Origin of the sequence: Streptomyces sp. HNM0575, from assembly GCF_012726265.1 — a bacterium.
In the GTDB taxonomy this organism is placed as follows: Bacteria; Actinomycetota; Actinomycetes; order Streptomycetales; family Streptomycetaceae; genus Streptomyces.
The window spans coordinates 788874-807423 of record NZ_JAASAG010000002.1 but is presented as its reverse complement, the minus strand read 5'-3'; the positions used below and the strand labels follow the sequence as shown (position 1 = coordinate 807423).

The 18550-nt window shown below is 71.5% G+C and carries 14 protein-coding genes and 1 pseudogene; 7 read left to right on the top strand and 8 right to left on the bottom strand.

The features are described 5' to 3' along the window. Positions 1-5 precede the first annotated feature (5 nt). Positions 6-812, top strand: a complete 807-nt coding sequence (locus tag HCC61_RS07455) for a FadR/GntR family transcriptional regulator (protein WP_169134402.1) — start codon at positions 6-8, stop codon at positions 810-812. A 99-nt stretch (positions 813-911) separates the two neighbouring features. Here the strand turns inward: HCC61_RS07455 and fahA are convergent, their stop codons facing one another. Next, positions 912-2147 (bottom strand): fumarylacetoacetase, encoded by a 1236-nt coding sequence (gene fahA, locus HCC61_RS07450; protein ID WP_169134401.1) that lies wholly within the window; start codon positions 2145-2147, stop codon positions 912-914. A 355-nt stretch (positions 2148-2502) separates the two neighbouring features. Between fahA and HCC61_RS07445 the strand changes: the two genes are divergently transcribed. The 4 genes from HCC61_RS07445 (at position 2503) to HCC61_RS07430 (ending at position 7475) form a co-directional block, all read left to right on the top strand. After that, entirely contained in the window at positions 2503-3516 is a 1014-nt protein-coding gene (locus HCC61_RS07445) for a polyprenyl synthetase family protein (protein WP_169134400.1), read from the top strand. Between the two features lie 286 nt (positions 3517-3802). Then, positions 3803-5188: a DUF2092 domain-containing protein gene (locus tag HCC61_RS07440; RefSeq protein ID WP_169134399.1), complete on the top strand. Its 1386-nt coding sequence runs from the start codon at positions 3803-3805 to the stop codon at positions 5186-5188. Between the two features lie 312 nt (positions 5189-5500). Continuing rightward, positions 5501-6478, top strand: coding sequence for an ABC transporter ATP-binding protein (locus HCC61_RS07435; RefSeq protein WP_169134398.1), 978 nt, complete (start codon positions 5501-5503; stop codon positions 6476-6478). Between the two features lie 169 nt (positions 6479-6647). Next, entirely contained in the window at positions 6648-7475 is an 828-nt protein-coding gene (locus HCC61_RS07430; protein ID WP_169134588.1) for an ABC transporter permease, read from the top strand. On the opposite strand, the gene rarD is transcribed toward HCC61_RS07430, so the two are convergent. The 7 genes from rarD to HCC61_RS07395 all read right to left on the bottom strand — a co-directional run bounded on the left by rarD (position 7465) and on the right by HCC61_RS07395 (position 16947). Beyond that, positions 7465-8550: an EamA family transporter RarD gene (rarD, locus tag HCC61_RS07425; RefSeq protein WP_169134397.1), complete on the bottom strand. Its 1086-nt coding sequence runs from the start codon at positions 8548-8550 to the stop codon at positions 7465-7467. The genes HCC61_RS07430 and rarD overlap by 11 nt on opposite strands. A gap of 310 nt (positions 8551-8860) precedes the next feature. Next, on the bottom strand, positions 8861-9952 hold the full coding sequence (locus HCC61_RS07420) for a 2-oxoacid:ferredoxin oxidoreductase subunit beta (protein WP_169134396.1): 1092 nt from the start codon (positions 9950-9952) through the stop codon (positions 8861-8863). Then, a complete protein-coding gene (locus HCC61_RS07415) occupies positions 9945-11978 on the bottom strand; it encodes a 2-oxoacid:acceptor oxidoreductase subunit alpha (RefSeq protein ID WP_346777064.1) in 2034 nt (677 codons plus the stop codon). Before HCC61_RS07415 ends, HCC61_RS07420 begins: the two co-directional genes overlap by 8 nt. A gap of 246 nt (positions 11979-12224) precedes the next feature. After that, positions 12225-12896, bottom strand: coding sequence for a response regulator transcription factor (locus HCC61_RS07410; protein ID WP_169134586.1), 672 nt, complete (start codon positions 12894-12896; stop codon positions 12225-12227). A 122-nt stretch (positions 12897-13018) separates the two neighbouring features. Next, complete coding sequence (locus HCC61_RS07405) at positions 13019-14371, bottom strand: sensor histidine kinase (RefSeq protein ID WP_169134395.1); 1353 nt, start codon at positions 14369-14371, stop codon at positions 13019-13021. A 288-nt stretch (positions 14372-14659) separates the two neighbouring features. Next, on the bottom strand, positions 14660-15949 hold the full coding sequence (locus HCC61_RS07400) for a sensor histidine kinase (RefSeq protein ID WP_169134394.1): 1290 nt from the start codon (positions 15947-15949) through the stop codon (positions 14660-14662). Between the two features lie 227 nt (positions 15950-16176). After that, positions 16177-16947 carry a serine protease gene (locus HCC61_RS07395; RefSeq protein ID WP_169134585.1) on the bottom strand — a complete coding sequence of 257 codons (771 nt, stop codon included), beginning with the start codon at positions 16945-16947 and terminating at the stop codon, positions 16177-16179. Between the two features lie 489 nt (positions 16948-17436). Between HCC61_RS07395 and HCC61_RS07390 the strand changes: the two genes are divergently transcribed. Further along, positions 17437-17808: an NADH-quinone oxidoreductase subunit A gene (locus HCC61_RS07390; RefSeq protein WP_169134393.1), complete on the top strand. Its 372-nt coding sequence runs from the start codon at positions 17437-17439 to the stop codon at positions 17806-17808. 185 nt (positions 17809-17993) lie between these two features. Further along, a pseudogene (locus HCC61_RS07385) lies at positions 17994-18488 on the top strand (NADH-quinone oxidoreductase subunit B family protein); the annotation flags it as partial. Positions 18489-18550 lie beyond the last annotated feature (62 nt).

The window sequence follows — 18550 nt, the reverse complement described above, 5'->3', positions numbered from 1 at the left end:
CCGGCATGAAGACCGACAGAGACGGCGACGAGGGCAGCACGGGCGCGGGCTCGGGCTCGGGCGCGGGTGCGGGCGCACGCGCCACCGGCACGGGCAGCAGCGTCGTGGACGTGGCGATCGGCCGCCTCAAACAGCGCATCGAGAGCGGCGAGTTCGCCCCCGGGCACCGGCTGCCCCCCGAGTCCGTGCTGGCGGGCGAGCTGGAGCTGTCCCGTCCGTCCCTGCGCGAGGCCGTACGGGCGCTCGCGATGGCCGGAGTCCTCGAAGTGCGGCGCGGCGACGGCACGTTTGTCACGGACCTGCGTCCCGAGCGGCTGATGAGCGCCATCGGCAGCTTCCTCGACCTCGCCCAGGACACCGCCCTGGAGGAGATGCTGGAGTGCCGCAAGGTGCTGGAGCCCGGCGCCACGGCCCTCGCCGCGACCCGCATGGACGACGCCGCGCTCGACGGCCTGCTGGAGCGCGTCGAGCGGATGCGTACGCTCCAGGAGCCGGGCGAACTCGTCCGCGAGGACCTGGCGTTCCACGCCGACATCGTCGCCGCGACCGGCAACCGCACCCTTCAGTCGCTGGTCTCCTCCGTCAGTAACCGCACGGCCAGGGCCCGCATCTGGCGGGCCCTGGTCAAGTCGGACGTCCTCGCCTGGACGCACCAGCAGCACATGGACATCCTCGGCGCGCTCCGCGCCCGCGACAGCCTCGGCGCCTTCGCCGCCGCGAGCCGTCACGTCAACGACGTGGAGACGTGGGTGCGCGAACGGCTCGCGGCGGTACGGGAGGGCCCTGCCGGGCCGGGCGGTCCCCCGGCCTGAGGGGAGACGGAATCCGGCGCACGCGCCGCGCCCACCCAGCGCCGCGCCCACCCCAAGGCGGCGAGGCGGGTCCGGCGTGGCGGGCTCAGCGCGGCGGGCCTACCGAGGCGGGACGATCCGGCCCGTCACCTCGCCGAGGCCGATGCGGGCGCCGTCCGGGCCCGGTGCCCAGGCCGTGAGCGTGACCTCGTCGCCGTCCTCCAGGAACCCGCGGCTGCCGTCCGGGAGTCGGAGCGGCTCCTTGCCGCCCCACGTCAGCTCCAGCAGGCAGCCGCGCTGCCCGTGCTCGGGACCGCTCACCGTGCCCGAGGCGTAGAGGTCGCCCGTACGCAGCGAGGCGCCGTTGACGGTCATGTGCGCCAGCTGCTGTGCGGCGGTCCAGTACATCGCGGAGAACGGCGGCTCGGAGACCGTGTGGCCGTTGATGTCCACCGTGATGCGCAGATCGATGCCGCCGGGCTCCGGCCCGGCCGAGTCGTCCAGGTAGGGCAGGAGCGGCACGTCCCGTGCGGGCGGGGCGATGCGGGCGGCGTCCAGGGCGTCGAGCGGCGTGATCCACGCGGAGACCGACGTCGCGAAGGACTTGCCGAGGAACGGTCCGAGCGGCACGTACTCCCAGCCCTGGATGTCGCGCGCGGACCAGTCGTTGAGCAGCGTCACGCCGAAGACGTGGTCGCGGAAGCCGGACAGCGGCACGCTCTCGCCCTGCTCGGACGGTGTGCCGACCACGAAGCCGACCTCCGCCTCGATGTCGAGCCGCCGCGACGGCCCGAAGAGCGGAGCCTCCTCGTGCGGCGGCTTGCGCTGCCCCTCGGGCCGCTGCACGGGGGTGCCGGACACGACGACGGTGCCCGCGCGGCCGTGGTAACCGATCGGCAGATGCTTCCAGTTGGCCGGCAGGGCCGCGCTGTCGGGACGGAAGATCCTGCCCACGTTGGTGGCGTGGTGCTCGCTGGCGTAGAAGTCGACGTAGTCCGCGACCTCGAAGGGCAGACGCATCGTCACGCCGGAGAGCGGACGCAGGAACCGTGCCGTCGTCTCCCGGTGCTCCGGCGCGGTCAGCCACTCCCGCAGCTGCGCGCGCACGGACTGCCACACGGGGCGGCCCGCCGCCATCAGCGGCCCGAGCAGGGGCTGTTGGAGGATTTCCGCGTGCGGGGAGCCGAAGGCCGCGGCCGCTCCGCCCGCGTCGAGCACCGAGTCTCCGAAGCGGACGACTATGCGCGGCCGTTGCGGGTGCTCGGGGGTGGTGCACACGCCGTACGGGAGGTTGTCCGGGCCGAAGGGGTTGTCCGGGCCGAAGGGATCGCCTTCGGGAGGGTTCGGGTCTGTCACTGTGCCTCGCCTTCGAGATCGTCGCCGGTCACGGGCGAGTTCAGCGTACGGGCACCGTCCGGGCGCGCTGCGGCCAGTACCGGGAGCACGGAAGGGCCGTGGGCGCCGCGGTGTTGCCCGGAACGTACGCACGGTTGCCCGGAACGTGCGCACGCGACGCGTGGCCGGTGGAGCCGTGCGCGGGCCGCCGCCCGTGCGGTGTCCGTCTGGCGATACGCGCCCATGGAGATCGGCACGCGACCGGATACGCTGCCGGGTGATGGCGACGACCGGAAGCGAACCCGGAAGTGAAAGCAGCGAGCGTTCCCCGTGACCGCTCATTCGTCGTATGTCGTATGCAGACAGGAGAACCCTCGTGACCGACGTCGGGCCTTTCGGACTGACCGTGCGGGACAAGGCTCTCGAGGCCGATGTCCGGGCGGGGCTGGCTGCTGTCGAGGAAGGCCTCTTCGAGGCGACGAAGAGCGACGTCCCGTTCATAACGGGCGCCGCGCAGCACCTCGTACGCGCCGGCGGCAAACGCTTCCGGCCGCTTCTGGTGATGCTCGGCGCACAGTTCGGCGACCCGCACGCACCGGGGGTGGTGCCCTCGGCCGTCGTCGTGGAGCTGACGCATCTGGCGACGCTCTATCACGACGACGTGATGGACGAGGCGGACGTGCGCCGCGGCGTTCCCAGCGCGAACGTCAACTGGACCAACTCGGTCGCGGTGCTCACCGGTGACTATCTCTTCGCCCGCGCCTCCCACATCCTCGCCGACCTCGGCCCGGAGGCCGTACGCATCCAGGCCGAGGCGTTCGAGCGGCTGGTGACGGGCCAGATCATGGAGACCGCGGGCCCCGGCGACGGACGCGACCCGGTGCAGCACTACCTGGACGTCATCGCGGGCAAGACGGGCTCGCTGATCGCGGTGGCGGGCCGGTTCGGCGCGCTCATGGCGGGCGCGGACGAGAGCTTCGTCTCGATCCTCACCCAGTACGGGGAGCGGGTCGGCACGGCCTTCCAACTCGCGGACGACGTACTGGACATCGCGAGCGACTCCCACGAGTCCGGCAAGACGCCCGGCACCGATCTGCGCGAGGGCGTCCCCACCCTTCCCGTGCTGCGCCTGCGCGCCCATGCCGCCTCCCCGGAGGCCACGGCCGAGGACCTGGCGCTGCTCGAACTGCTCGACGGCGACCTCACCGACGACGCCCGGCACGCGGAGGCGCTGACGGCGCTGCGCGCGCACCCCGCGCTGGAGCAGGCCAGGCAGGACACGGTGCGGTACGCCAACGAGGCGCGCGAGATGCTGACGCCGCTGCCCGACTGCGCCGCCAAGGACGCCCTTTCGCAGCTGTGCGACGCGGTCGTGCACCGCGCGTCCTGACGCCCGCCGCGCGGCGGTCCGCGGTCCGGTTCATCGACCGGCTCAACGTCCCGGCTCAGGGTTCACACCCATCGGCGGGCCTCCGCACGGGGGACACGATCCTCCGCTTCTCCACCCGCAGGAGTAGGCGCAGTTGCCTCCATCGGCTGACGCGCAGCGCTGACGGGTTTGATGCCATGGAGACTCCACCCCGCACGTCCCCGAGGAATTCGGGGACAATGGCCGGGCAGGGGACGGAGGAGTGCGACGTACAGAACCGGCCACCGACCCGGAGGTAGGGCACGACATGGCACAGATCCAACCGAGGACATCCGGCAGGAAGGCCGTCCGGTACGGGATACCAGCCGGCGTCGCGGGACTGGCCGCGCTGACCATCGGACTCGTCCCGGCACTCGCCAACACCGGCGCCCCCGATCTCCCGAAGATCTCGGCGAAGGAACTGGTCGCGAAGATGGCCGCGTCCGACACCCAGCAGATGTCCGGCACGGTGAAGGTCAGCACCGACCTCGGTCTGCCCGAGCTGCCCGGCATCGCCGGGGGCGGCAAGCAGGGCGGCGGTCTCTTCGGCGGCGGCCGGCACGGTGACGGACAGCCCGGCGAGAAGGGCGGCAAGGGCCCGTCGGCCGATCCGCAGCAGAAGCTCATGGAGCTGGCCTCCGGCGACCACACCCTCCGGGTGGCGGCCGACGGACCGGAGAAGCAGCGCGTCTCCATCGTGGAGGACGCGTCCGAGTACAGCTTCATCCACAACGGCGACGAGGGCTGGGTGTACGACAGCGGCTCGGACTCCGCCTTCCACATGAAGGCGCCGAAGGGCGCGGCAGAGAAGCACGGAGAGCACGGCAAGGGCCACGGCGGTCTGCACGGCGGGCTCGGCGACGTGACTCCGCAGAAGGCGGCAGAGCAGGCGCTGAAGGCGGCGGACGACACCACGTCCGTGACGGTCGACGGTACGGCGAAGGTCGCCGGCCGGGACGCGTACCAGCTGCTGATCAAGCCGAAGGGCGCCGCCCACTCGACGGTCGACTCCGTGCGCATCGCGGTCGACGCGGACAACGGCACGCCCCTGAAGTTCACGCTCTCCCCGAAGGGCGGCGGCGAACCGGCCGTCGACGTGGCCTACACGAAGGTCGGCTTCGGCAAGCCGGACGCCGGCACCTTCGACTTCAAGCCCCCGAAGGGCACGGACGTCACGGAGGCGGGGCCGCACGGCAAGGCGGACGGCCGGCGCCTCGGCGGCCCGTCGGAGCACGTGAAGCCCGGTGAGAAGGGCGAGTCGAAGAAGCTGAAGAAGTTCAGGGAGTCCAAGGAGTTCAAGAAGCTCAGGGACGAGAAGCCGAAGAAGGGCGAGGGCTTCGGGCCCGCCGGGCCCGGCGGATTCGACGTGCTCGGCAAGGGCTGGGGCTCGGTCGCCGAGTTGGACATGGGCAAGGGCGGCGCGAGCGGCTTCCCGGGCGCGGGCGCCGGGGGCTCCGGCGGCGACGACGCCAAGTCGCCGCAGGGCAAGCAGCTGCTCGACGGCTTCAGCGACAAGGTCAAGGGAGACTTCGGCACGGGCCGGGTCTTCCACACCCGGCTGGTTAACGCTCTGATGACGGACGACGGAAAGGTCTACGTGGGCGCCGTGACGAAGGAGGGCCTGATCAAGGCCGCCGACGCCGCCGCCAAGTGACCCTTCCCGGCAACGAGCCGTGACCGGCCGTCCGTCCCCACCCCTCCGCTCGTCGCGGGGCGGTGGGGACGGGCGTTGCCGGGGCCGCGGCCCGGGGCGCGCAGAGGCAGTACAGCGACAGAGGCACGTACGGCGACAGACGCAGGTACAGCAACAGCTCGACGTACGGCGACACACGCACGTACGGCAACAGGCCCACGTACAGCGGCAGTTCACGTACAAGCGACCGAAACACTGCACGTACAGCGCCAGTTCCGGACCGCGGCAGACAGACCCGAACCGCGGCAGACTCCGACCGAACGTGGGAGCGCCATGGCCCAGCCGTCAGCCGAAGCGGTCATCGAGACCCGCGCGCTCAGCAAGCGCTACCGCGGCGGCCAGCTCGCCGTGGACGGGCTGGACCTCGCCGTCCCCCGCGGAAGCGTCTTCGGCTTTCTCGGGCCGAACGGCTCGGGCAAGACCACCACGATCCGCGTGCTGCTCGGCCTCATCGACGCCACCGAGGGCGCCGTGAACGTGCTGGGCGAGCCCATGCCGTCGGCGGCCCGCCGGGTGCTGCCGCGGGTCGGCGCCCTCATCGAGGGTCCGGCGCTGTACGGCTTCCTCTCCGGGCGGGGAAATCTCCACCGTTACGACGCGGCCGACCCCACGGCCGATCCCCGTACGCGCAGGGTGCGGGTCGAGCGGGCGCTGGAGCGGGTCGGGCTGTCGGCGGCGGCGAGCAAGAAGGCCAAGGCGTACTCGCTGGGCATGAAGCAGCGCCTCGGCATCGCCGCCGCCCTGCTCCAGCCGCGCGAACTGCTGGTGCTGGACGAGCCGACCAACGGGCTCGACCCGCAGGGCATGCGTGAAATCCGTTCACTGGTCAGGGCGTTGGCGGAGGACGGCACGACCGTCTTCCTCTCCTCCCACCTGCTCGACGAGATCGAGCAGGTCTGCTCGCACACGGCCGTGATGAACCGGGGGCGGCTCGTCACCCAGGGCACCGTCGCCGAGATGTCGGCGGACGCCAGGGGCCGGCTGACGGTCACCACGCCGGACGGAGGGGAGGCGGCGCGCGTACTGAAGGAGCACGGCGTGGGCGATCTGACGGTGGCGGGCGACGAGGTGACCGGTGAACTGCCGCTTCCCGGGCCTGAGACGGACTCCCCGCCGCCGCCCGAGCTGGCCGATCTGAACGCCGCGCTCGTACGCGCCGGGGTCCGTGTGCGGGCCTTCGGCGTGACGCGGGCGTCGCTGGAGGACGTGTTCGTGGCGCTCACCGGGGAGGGTTTCGATGTCGCGGGCTGACTTCGCGGGTACGGGACGGGACGCCGCTCCCGGCGCGGGCGCGGGCACGGGCGCGGGTACGGACGCGGGCAAGAGAACGGACGCGGGCACGGGCGACGGTGGGCGGAACGCCGCCCACGCCAATCACGCAGCCCCGGCCGCCGTACGCGGCGGCACGCGTACCCGGCGCATGTCCGGCCTCCTCCGCAGCGAACTGCTCACCACCTTCCGCCGCTGGCGCACCATCGCGCTTCTGGGCGTCCTCGCGGCGATCCCCGTACTGGTCGGCATCGCGGTCAAGATCGAGACGGGGGACGGGGGTTCGGGCGGTGGCGGCGACGGCGGCGGGCCCGCGTTCATCTCGCAGATCACCAACAACGGACTGTTCCTGGTCTTCACCTCGCTCGCGGCCACGCTGCCGTTCTTCCTGCCGATGACGGTGGGCGTCGTCGCGGGCGACTCCGTGGCGGGCGAGGCGAACGCCGGCACGCTGCGCTATCTGCTGGTCGCCCCCGCCGGACGCACCCGGCTGCTGCTGGTGAAGTACGCGAGCACGATGGTCTTCTGCCTCGCCGCCACCCTCGTCGTCGCGGTCTTCGCCCTCGCGACGGGTGCGGTGCTCTTCCCGCTGGGGGAGGTCACCCTGCTGTCGGGAAGCACGGTGCCGCTGTCGGAGGGGCTGGTGCGGGCGTTCGCGATCGCCGTCGCCGTGGCCCTCTCGCTGACCGGGCTGGCGGCTCTCGGGCTGTTCGTCTCGACCCTCACCAACAGCGGCATCGCGGCGATGGCCGCCACGGTGGGGCTGCTGCTGATGGTGCAGATCGTGGACACCATTCCGCAGCTGCACGCCGTGCAGCCGTACCTCTTCCCGCACTACTGGCTGAGCTTCGCCGACCTGCTGCGCGACCCCGTCTACTGGGACGAGCTGGTGAGGAACCTCGGCCTCCAGGCGCTGTACACGGCCGTGTTCGGGTCGGCCGCCTGGGCCCGCTTCACGGGCCGCGACATCACGGCCTAGAGCCGCCCGGCACGGCCCCGGACGCGTTCGCGCCCGACCCGGGCTCAGACTCCGGCTCCCGCTCCGGCTCCGGCTTCGTCCCGGCCGCCCCTGCTTCGGCCGTGCCTGTTTCGGCCGTCCCTGCCCCGGCCGCCTCGGCCGCCCCGGCCGCCTCCGCCGCCCGTGCCGCGGCCGTACGCAGCTGCTCGCGCCCCTTGCGCCTGGTGCGCAGCGCGTCCCACGTCAGCACGCACAGCGCGGCCCACACCAGCAGGAATCCGGCCCAGCGCTCGGGCGGCATCTCCTCGTGGAAGGCCAGCAGCCCCAGCACGAACATCAGCGCCGGCGCCAGGTACTGGAGCAGCCCGACGGTCGTCAGCGGCAGCCGCACCGCCGCGCTCCCGAAGAAGATCAGCGGTACGGCCGTGACCACGCCGGACGCGGAGAGCAGCAGGGCATGTCCCACGCCTCCGTCGACGAAGGAGCCCTCGCCGGTCGTCCAGAGGTAGACGAGGAAACCCAGCGCGGGCACGAACTGGACCGCCGTCTCCGCGCTGAAGCTGTCCACGCCGGACAGCAGGATGCGCTTCTTGACCAGCCCGTACGTGGCGAAGCAGAGCGCCAGCCCGATCGACAGCCACGGCACCCGTCCGTACCCGATGCTCAGCACGGCCACCGCGGACGCGCCGATACCGACGGCCGCCCACTGCGCGGGGCGCAGCCGCTCACGCAGCAGCAGCACGCCGAAGGCGATGGAGACCAGCGGGTTGATGAAGTAGCCGAGCGAGGACTCCAGGACCATGCCGACGCTCACGGACCAGATGAACAGGCCCCAGTTGACGGAGATCGCGGCGGCGGCGACCACGACGAGCCCGAGCCGCTTCGGCTGCCGCAGCAGCGGCCGGATCCACGACCAGCGCCGCAGCACCGTCAGCAGCACGATGACCGTCGGCAGGGACCACACCATGCGGTGGGCCAGGACCTCGGCGGGGTTGGTGGATTCGAGCAGGTGCCAGTAGAGCGGGAGGATTCCCCAGAGGCCGTAGGCGGCGACACCGTAGAGCAGTCCGGTCCGCTGGTCGCTTCGGTTTCCCACGAACCGTCCTCCTCGAGTGAGAGCCGTCGGTGCGGGACCGACCGTAGCTCCGCCGAGACGCGGCTGTCATCTCCGTTTCACATGACGGTACTGACGGTGCGAGCGGTGCGGAGCGGATCCCCGACGGACCGTCGGCGCACTGCCGACGGACCGCCGGACGCCTCCCGGCGGGCACCCCGGACTCGACGACGCGGCCCCGCCGGGAGCGTGAAATGCCCGGCGGGGCCGCGTGGTTGCCGATGTCGGCGGTGCTGCTGTGGTCGTTGCCGCTGTCGGCGGTGTCGCGCGCGGGTGTCGCGCGCGCGTCGCGTCAGCCCGCGACCGTCCATGTGTCGTTGCCCGCGAGCAGCGCGCCAAGGTCGCCCTTGCCCTGCTTCTCCATGGCGCCCTCCAGCTGGGTGCTCATGTCGGTGTCGTACACGGGCCGCCGCACGTCCCGCAGCACCCCGATCGGCGTGCGGTACAGGGTCTCCGGGTCGGCCAGCCGCGACAGCGCGAACGCGGTCGTCGGCGACTCGGCTTGCGCGTCGTGCACGAGGACGCCGTCGGTGCCCTCCTCCGTCACGTCGACGACGCGCAGATCGCCGGTGGCCGGGTCGCGTACGACGCCCTTCGTGCCGAGGCCGTCCTCGCCGGGGACGCCGAAGCGGATCGGCTCGCCGTGCTCAAGGCGGATCACCGCCTCCTGGGCCTGCTCCTTGTCTTTGAACGCCTCGAAGGCGCCGTCGTTGAAGATGTTGCAGTTCTGGTAGATCTCCACCAGCGCGGTCCCGTGGTGGTCGGCCGCCGCCCGCAGCGTGCTCGTGAGGTGCTTGCGGTCCGAGTCGACCGTACGGGCCACGAACGAGGCCTCCGCGCCGAGCGCCAGCGACACCGGGTTGAAGGGGGAGTCGAGCGACCCCATGGGCGTCGACTTCGTGATCTTGCCGGTCTCCGAAGTGGGGCTGTACTGGCCCTTGGTGAGCCCGTAGATCCGGTTGTTGAACAGCAGGATCTTCAGGTTCACGTTGCGGCGCAGCGCGTGGATGAGGTGGTTGCCGCCGATGGACAGCGCGTCGCCGTCACCCGTGACCACCCACACCGACAGATCGCGCCGAGTGCTCGCCAGCCCGGTGGCGATGGCCGGGGCCCGTCCGTGGATGGAGTGCATCCCGTAGGTGTTCATGTAGTACGGGAAGCGGGACGAGCAGCCGATGCCGGAGACGAAGACGATGTTCTCCTTCGCCAGTCCGAGCTGCGGCATGAAGCCCTGGACGGCCGCCAGCACGGCGTAGTCGCCGCAGCCGGGGCACCAGCGCACCTCCTGGTCGGACTTGAAGTCCTTCATGCTCTGTGCTGCTTCGGCCTTCGGGACCAGTGAGAGCGCCTCGCTGCGGCGGGTCTCCGGTGTCGTCTCAGTCATCGATGGAGGCCTCCTTCAGTGCGGTCGCGAGCTGCTCGGCCTTGAAGGGCATGCCGTTGACCTGGGTGTAGGAGTGGGCGTCGACGAGGTATTCGGCGCGGATCAGCGTCGCGAGCTGGCCGAGGTTCATCTCGGGGACGATCACCCGCTCGTAACGCCGCAGCACGGCGCCGAGGTTGGACGGGAACGGGTTGAGGTGGCGCAGATGCGCCTGCGCGATGTGCTGCCCGTCCCTGCGCAGCCTGCGTACGGCGGCGGTGACGGGCCCGTATGTCGAACCCCAGCCCAGCACGAGCGTCTTCGCGCGGCCGCCCGGGTCGTCCGCCTCGACGTCGGGGACGTCGACGCCGTCGACCTTGGCCTGCCGCGTACGGACCATCAGGTCGTGGTTGGCCGGGTCGTAGGAGATGTTGCCGGTGCCGTCCTGCTTCTCGATGCCGCCGATGCGGTGTTCGAGGCCGGGCGTGCCGGGCACCGCCCACGGGCGCGCGAGGGTCTGCGGATCGCGCTTGTACGGCCAGAAGGCCTCGGTGCCGTCGTCGAGCCGGTGGTTGGGCGCCTCGGCGAACTGCACGCGCAGGTCCGGGAGTTCATGCGTCTCCGGCACGCGCCAGGGCTCGGAGCCGTTGGCGAGATAGCCGTCGGAGAGCAGGAAGACGGGCGTGCGGTACGTCAGCGCGATACGGGCCGCCTCCAGCGCCGCGGTGAAGCAGTCGGCGGGGGTGGACGGCGCCACGATCGGCACCGGCGCCTCGCCGTTGCGCCCGTACATCGCCTGGAGCAGGTCGGCCTGCTCGGTCTTGGTCGGCAGGCCCGTCGAAGGGCCGCCGCGCTGGATGTCGACGACCAGCAGCGGCAGCTCCAGCGAGACGGCGAGGCCGATGGTCTCCGACTTCAGCGCGACACCGGGACCGGACGTCGTGGTCACGCCGAGCGCGCCGCCGAAGGCCGCGCCGAGGGCGGCGCCGATGCCCGCGATCTCGTCCTCGGCCTGGAAGGTGCGCACCCCGAAGTTCTTGTGCCTGGACAGCTCGTGCAGCACGTCCGAGGCGGGGGTGATCGGGTACGAGCCGAGGAAGAGGGGCAGCCCGGACTGGTGCGAGGCGGCGATCAGGCCGTAGGCGAGGGCGAGATTGCCCGAGATATTCCGGTACGTACCCGGCGGGAAGGCGGTGCTGGCCGGGGCCACCTCGTAGGAGACGGCGAAGTCCTCGGTGGTCTCGCCGAAGTTCCAGCCGGCCCGGTACGCGGCGATGTTGGCCTGCGCGACCTGCGGCTTCTTCGCGAACTTCGTACGCAGGAAGTGCTCGGTCTGCTCCGTGGGGCGGTTGTACATCCAGGACAGCAGGCCCAGGGCGAACATGTTCTTCGAGCGGCCGGCGTCCTTGCGGCCCAGGTCGAAGTCCTTCAGCGCCTCCACGGTCAGCGTGGTCAGCGGCACCTCGTGCACCCGGTAGTTGTCGAGGGTGCCGTCCTCCAGGGGGCTCACGGCGTAGCCGACCTTGGCCATGGCGCGCTTGGTGAACTCGTCGGTGTTGACGATGATCTCCGCGCCGCGCGGCACGTCCGCGATGTTGGCCTTCAGCGCCGCCGGGTTCATCGCGACCAGCACGTTGGGGGCGTCGCCGGGCGTGAGGATGTCGTGGTCGGCGAAGTGCAGCTGGAAGGAGGAGACGCCGGGAAGCGTGCCCGCGGGGGCGCGGATCTCCGCCGGGAAGTTCGGCAGCGTCGAGAGGTCGTTGCCGAAGGAGGCCGTCTCGGAGGTGAAGCGGTCACCGGTGAGCTGCATGCCGTCGCCGGAGTCGCCCGCGAAGCGGATGATCACCCGGTCCAGGCGGCGCACCTCCTTGGCGGTGCCGGTGGCGGTCGCCGGGGCGCTGCCGTTGACGCCTTCGGTGCCGTTCACGCCTTCCGCGCCGTTCGCGTACGCGGTGCCGTTCGTCCCGTTCATCCCATTCGTACCGTCCGCCGCGGGCTCGTCGGCGCCCGGGCGCTGCCCGGCTGGGCTGTTGACCTGGTTGGTCACGGTGGATCGGACCTCCTAGAGGCGGCGGGCTCGCCAGCCATCGTACGTCGGTAAGGGTCACCTTCCCTGGCGTGGCCACATCGCGGACCCATTGCCGAGACACCCGCGGCTCACCTTCCGCCACCCCCGCCGGGCGCTTTGTCCCCGTGCGCCCGTACTGCGAAGTCCCTGTTCACGGTGGTGCGAGCGGTCGCGGGCTCGGCCGCGCGGCTGGAGCGGACCGGAGGAGGCCCGACGGGAGCCGGGTCACGTGCCGAGATACGTCAGCACCGCCAGCACGCGGCGGTGATCAGCGTCACTCTGCGACAGGCCCAGCTTCATGAAGATGTTGCTCACGTGCTTCTCGACGGCGCCGTGACTGACCACCAGCTGCTGAGCGATCGCGGAGTTCGTGCGCCCCTCTGCCATCAGCCCCAGCACCTCCCGCTCGCGCGGGGTCAGCGCCGCCAGCACGTCCTGCTTGCGGCTGCGGCCCAGGAGCTGGGCGACCACCTCCGGGTCGAGCGCCGTACCGCCCTGCGCGACTCGGACCACCGCGTCCACGAACTCCCGCACCTCCGCCACGCGGTCCTTCAGCAGATAGCCGACGCCGCTGCTTGAGCCGGCCAGCAGCTCCGTGGCGTACTGCTCCTCCACGTACTGCGACAGCACCAGCACGCCCAGGCCCGGGTGGGCCTCGCGGAGCGCGACGGCCGCCCGTACGCCCTCGTCGGTGTGGGTCGGCGGCATCCGTACGTCCGCGACGACCACGTCCGGGAGCGAGTCCGCGGCGGCCAGCTCGGCGACCGTCTTGACCAGCGCCTCGCCGTCGCCGACGCCCGCGACGACCTCGTGGCCGCGGTCGGTGAGCAGCCGGGTCAGGCCCTCGCGCAGCAGCACCGAGTCCTCGGCGATGACCACCCGCACCCTGTCCTCCACGTCCTTCGCCATCAGAGACCCCCGTCCGCCCTTGTGGGCTGCTCAGTACGACGCATGCGACGCGCTCAGCATTCCAGAATCGCGGGCGCCGGGCGGTGGGACGCGGGAGATGGGACCGGTGGTCAGACCCGCCAGGGGAGTTCGGCGGTGATGGTGGTGGGTCCGCCGGTGGGGGAGTGGATGAGGAGGAGTCCGTCGACGGCGGTGAGGCGGTCGGTGAGGCCTGCGAGTCCGGTGCCGGTGTTGGTGTGGGCGCCGCCTTTGCCGTCGTCGGTGACGTGGAGGAGGAGGCGGTCGTCGGTTTTCCAGAGGTCGATGTGGGCGGTGTGGGCGGTGGAGTGTTTGGTGATGTTCTGGAGGAGTTCGGAGGCGGTGAAGTAGGTGATGCCTTCGATGGCTTGGGCGGGGCGTTGGGGGAGGTCGACGGTGATGGTGACGTCGGCGGTGCAGCGGGTGGCGAGTGCGGAGAGGGCGGGGCCGAGTCCGCGGTCGGTGAGGATGGCGGGGTGGATGCCGCGGGCGAGGTCGCGGAGTTCTTGGAGGGCGAGTTTCACTTCGCCGTGTGCTTCGTCGACCATGTCGGCTGCGGCTTGGGGGTCTTCGAGGAGTTTTTCCTTGGCGAGGCCGAGGTCCATGGCGAGGGTGACCAGGCGTGCTTGTGCGCCGTCGTGGAGGTCGCGTTCGATGCGGCGCAGGTCGGCGGCGGCGGTGTCGGCCACCGAACCACGATCCGACTCCAACTCCCGTACGCGGGTGGCCAGTGGCGAGGGGCCGAGCAGTCCGAGCACCATCAGCCGGTCGATCTGCGTGAGGCCCCGTACGATCCACGGCGTCGCCAGCAGCAGCACCAGCCCGGCCGCGCAGGTGAGCGCGATCTCGGGCGGGCTGTCCACGTAGGTGCCGCCGATCCGCGTCGTGCCGTCGATCGTCGCTCCGTCCGGGCCGAGCCGGATGCCCGGCTGGCCGAGATGGCGCGGGAAGACCCACTGCCAGGCGGGATACAGGGTCAGCGCCCACGCGCTAGAGAAGAAGCTGACGGAGACGACGAAGGTGAACAGCGCCCACGGGAAGTGGAGCAGCGTGTAGAGCAGGTGCCGCCAGGAGACGCCGCTGCGCAGCAGCGCCCCCATCCACGGCATCGGTCCGCCGCGCCGCTGGAGGGCCCGTACGGGCTCGGGCTCGGCGATGTCCACGTCCAGCAGCGTCCTCGCGCGCAGCCGTTCCAGTACGCCGACGCCGCGGCAGCCCGCCAGGCCGGCGGCCAGCACGGGCACGCCGAGGAAGGTGATCAGCAGCCCGGCGCCCGCCGAGACCATGACGACGGCGTACGAGAAGAACACGCACGCCAGCGGCATCCCCGTGACGACGTGCAGCAGCTCGCGCCAGGCGCGTGCCTCGAAGGGGGCGCGCAGTGCGCCGGGCGCCCGGTGGGTCCGGTGGGTCCGGGGCCGTGCTAGGTCGGTTGCGGTAGCCATGGGGCGGATGCCCGTCCTTCCGGGTCCGTGGTGTGGGCCGGGCGTTCACGGGCGGCCGGGGCGTGTGCGTGCGGTGCGCCGGGGGCGCGCGTGAGCGTCCCCTACAGGGTCCGCCGCGGGTACGGGGCGCTGCCATGGCGTGAGCACGTGTCCCGGTGAGGGGGTTAACCCGACCTCGGCCCGGTCGGTCCCCGTGCGGGGGCGCGGTGAGCTCGCAAGCGCGATGAGCACGGGGCGCGTTGGGCGCGACGAGGCCGCGGCCCGTCAGTGGACCCGTCAGTGGACCCGTCAGTGGACCCGGCGGAGCCGCTTGCGCTTCGTACGGGGCTGCTTGCCGCGGCCGTCCTTCGTGCCCGTGCCGCCGGTGGCGCCCGCGCTGCCGTCGTGCCCGATCTCCCGTCCGCGCCAGGGGAGTTCGGCGGTGATGGTGGTGGGTCCGCCGGTGGGGGAGTGGATGAGGAGGAGTCCGTCGACGGCGGTGAGGCGGTCGGTGAGGCCTGCGAGTCCGGTGCCGGTGTTGGTGTGGGCGCCGCCTTTGCCGTCGTCGGTGACGTGGAGGAGGAGGCGGTCGTCGGTTTTCCAGAGGTCGATGTGGGCGGTGTGGGCGGTGGAGTGTTTGGTGATGTTCTGGAGGAGTTCGGAGGCGGTGAAGTAGGTGATGCCTTCGATGGCTTGGGCGGGGCGTTGGGGGAGGTCGACGGTGATGGTGACGTCGGCGGTGCAGCGGGTGGCGAGTGCGGAGAGGGCGGGGCCGAGTCCGCGGTCGGTGAGGATGGCGGGGTGGATGCCGCGGGCGAGGTCGCGGAGTTCTTGGAGGGCGAGTTTCACTTCGCCGTGTGCTTCGTCGACCATGTCGGCTGCGGCTTGGGGGTCTTCGAGGAGTTTTTCCTTGGCGAGGCCGAGGTCCATGGCGAGGGTGACCAGGCGTGCTTGTGCGCCGTCGTGGAGGTCGCGTTCGATGCGGCGCAGGTCGGCGGCGGCGGTGTCGGCCACCGAACCACGATCCGACTCCAACTCCGCGATCCGCCGCTCCAGTTCGTCCGAGGGCGACAGCAGGCCCCGTACGAGCGCACGGTCCACGTTGGTCAGTCCACGCGCCAGCCACGGCAGCACCGGCCAGAGCACGAACAGCGCGGGCAGCATCACGCCGAAGCTCAGCCAGCCCCAGGGCAGCCGGACGAAGAAGTAGAGCACGTGCCGCCAGGCCACCGGGTCCTTCAGCTGCGTCCACAGCCAGGACAGGAAGCCGTCCTCCCGGGCCCGCAGCGGGCTCGGTTCGTCGATGCGCACGCGCAGCAGCAGCCGCGCCCGTGCCCGCTCGAACCGTCCCAGCCCGCGCGCCCCGAGCAGCGTCAGCGCCAGCAGCGGCAGCCCGATCAGCGTGAACGACAGCCCCGCCGAGGCGCAGATGCACACCGTGACGTACACGAACCCGGCCACGCCCACCGGCATGTTGCACAGCAGATGCGCGATCTCCCGCCACGTCTGCGCGCCGAGCACGGGCGCGGGCGGCGGCAGCCGCTCCTCGCCGTGGTCCCCGGTGCCGCCGGGGCCGGAAGGATGTGCACTCGCGGTCATGGCGCAAGCCTGCCCGGTGGGCGGGTGCCGCGCCATGGGGTCCGGCGGCGTGACGACGTAGGGATAACCCCACCTCGCCGCGCGGGCGGCCTCGCGGGGGAAACCGGCCTCGCACAGGAATCCGGTCTCGCGCAGCACGACGCCCGCGTGTGCACCGGAGTGCGCACGCGGGCGTCATCACAGTCGCGGACGGTGGCCTGCCCGGCAGGCGGGCAGGCCGGAACGCGTCAGCCCAGGTCGGCCGCGCCCTTCTTGATGTCGGCCGCGAAGTTGCTCACCTCGGTGTACACGCCGGGCTTGCCCTTGCGCGCACAGCCCTCGCCCCAGCTGACGATGCCGACCTGCACCGGCTTGCCGGCCTCGTCCTTACGGAACATGGGGCCGCCGGAGTCGCCCTGACAGCTGTCGACGCCGCCCTCGTCGATGAGGCCCGCGCACAGCTCCTCGCCCGGGATCAGCTCGGAGTAGGCGCTCTTGCAGGTGTCGTCGTCGACGAAGGGAACGGTGGCGGTCAGCATCTTCTGCTGCTGCTCGCCGCCCTCCTTGTCGGCGCCCCAGCCGGCGATGGTGAAGTCGCCCTTGTTGTTGGCGTCGTCCTCGGCGATCGGCAGGGTCTTCTGGTCGATCGGCTTGGCGAGCTTGATGAGCGCCCAGTCCTTGCCCTTGCCGTCGTAGCCGGGGGCCTGGAGGATCTCCTTGGACTTCACCTCGACCGCGTCGGAGTCGTCGAGGTCGACGACGCCACCGGTGGCGGTGATGCTGTCGTCGGCGCCGCTGCCGTCCACGCAGTGCGCGGCGGTGAGGACGATGTCCTTCTCGAAGAGCGCACCGCCGCAGCCCATGGAGAGCCGCACCATCCAGGGGAAGTCGCCCTTCTTGGCGGGCTCGCCGCCGACGATCTTGGCGCTGACGTCGTCGGAGTGCTGTGCGGGCGCTGCCGCCGCCTTGGACTGTCCGGCCTTCGCGCCGGTGCTCTGTCCGGCCATGGCCGCACCCATCGGTGCCAGGCTCAGCGCTGCGGCCGCCACGGCGGCACCGGCTATGAGTCTCTTGGCCGTCTTACCAGGCTTCTGCACGGGTTTTTCCTCTCGTGGGGGGTTACGCGCGTAGCCCGACGGGGATGGCCCAAATCGCCTTGAAAATCCGGGAATTGGGCGGCCCCCGACTAGCGTTCCGCGATTGTCTTCCGGCCGCGTGCGGCATGGCAAGGGGCGGTTTCCGGCGACAACAGCCCCATACGGGGGCACATGCGGCACGTATCGGGCTGCCGGATCCTGCCGGGTGAAAGATTGCGCGTACGCCCTAGACTCCCCTGCGTACTGAGTGCTGGACGCACATGAGCGGCTGGACGCACATGAGCGGAAGGCGTGGCCGAAGCCGCGCACGGTGCGGGCGGCCCCGGGGCGGCACCGCACCCGGGCACGCGCGGCACGCGACACATCGAGACGGGCGCGCGGCGGGCAGCCGGCGAGTGAGGAAGGGCAGACGTGCCGGACTATTTCCACGGCTATTCGGTCGTCGGGCTGGTCGCGGTGGTCGGAGTGCTCTTCGTCGCCGTGGCGTTCGCCGCGGGACGGCTGCTGCGGCCGGTGGTGCCGACGCGGGAGAAATTTCTGACCTATGAATGCGGCGTCGACCCGGTGGGCGAGGGCTGGGCGCACACGCAGATCCGCTACTACGTCTATGCGTTCCTCTATGTGATCTTCGCCGTCGACTCGGTCTTCCTCTTTCCGTGGGCGACCGTATTCGCGGCGCCGGGCTACGGCGGCATCACCCTGGCGGAGATGTTCGTCTTCCTCGGTTTTCTCACCGTGGGCCTGCTGTACGCGTGGAAGAAAGGCGTCCTGGAATGGACGTGAGGAACGACGGCAACGAGCGGGACGGGAACGACAGGAACCACGGGAACCACAGGAACGACGGGAACGACAGGAAAGACGTGACGATCGAGGCGAAGCCCGGCGCGGCCGTCGAGGCGGGGACCGGATCCGGGACCGGGTCCGGGGCCAGGTCGATCGGCCCGCTGGCGAGGCTCGCCCCCGAGCCCATGAAGGTCGTACTCAACTGGGGCCGCCGCTACAGCCTCTGGGTCTTCAACTTCGGACTCGCCTGCTGCGCCATCGAGTTCATCGCGGCCTCCATGGCCCGGCACGACTTCATCCGCCTCGGCGTGATCCCCTTCGCGCCCGGGCCCCGGCAGGCGGACCTGATGGTGGTGTCGGGGACGGTCACGGACAAGATGGCGCCCGCGGTGAAGCGGCTGTACGAGCAGATGCCGGAGCCGAAGTACGTGATCTCCTTCGGGGCCTGCTCCAACTGCGGTGGCCCGTACTGGGATTCGTACTCCGTGACGAAGGGCGTCGACCAGATCATCCCCGTGGACGTGTACGTGCCGGGGTGCCCGCCCCGGCCCGAGGCGCTGTTGCAGGGCGTGCTGAAGCTTCAGGAGAAGATCGCGCAGGAGTCGACGGCACGGCGGTACGCGACGGGGCGCGGGCCGTCGCCCGCCGCGCTCAGGAGCGGCCTGGTGGAGCGGCCGGCGACGAAGCCCGGCGGGGAGGCCGGTTCCGGCCGGGGTGCCGGGGCGGCCGAGTCCGCTGGTGA

Coding starts and splice junctions, on each gene's coding strand:
- HCC61_RS07455 (WP_169134402.1), top strand. CDS start 6: ATGAAGACCGACAGAGACGGCGACGAGGGCAGCACGGGCGCGGGCTCG.
- HCC61_RS07440 (WP_169134399.1), top strand. CDS start 3,803: ATGGCACAGATCCAACCGAGGACATCCGGCAGGAAGGCCGTCCGGTAC.
- HCC61_RS07435 (WP_169134398.1), top strand. CDS start 5,501: ATGGCCCAGCCGTCAGCCGAAGCGGTCATCGAGACCCGCGCGCTCAGC.
- HCC61_RS07430 (WP_169134588.1), top strand. CDS start 6,648: ATGTCCGGCCTCCTCCGCAGCGAACTGCTCACCACCTTCCGCCGCTGG.
- HCC61_RS07420 (WP_169134396.1), bottom strand. CDS start 9,952: ATGACTGAGACGACACCGGAGACCCGCCGCAGCGAGGCGCTCTCACTG.
- HCC61_RS07405 (WP_169134395.1), bottom strand. CDS start 14,371: ATGGCTACCGCAACCGACCTAGCACGGCCCCGGACCCACCGGACCCAC.
- HCC61_RS07400 (WP_169134394.1), bottom strand. CDS start 15,949: ATGACCGCGAGTGCACATCCTTCCGGCCCCGGCGGCACCGGGGACCAC.
- HCC61_RS07395 (WP_169134585.1), bottom strand. CDS start 16,947: ATGGGTGCGGCCATGGCCGGACAGAGCACCGGCGCGAAGGCCGGACAG.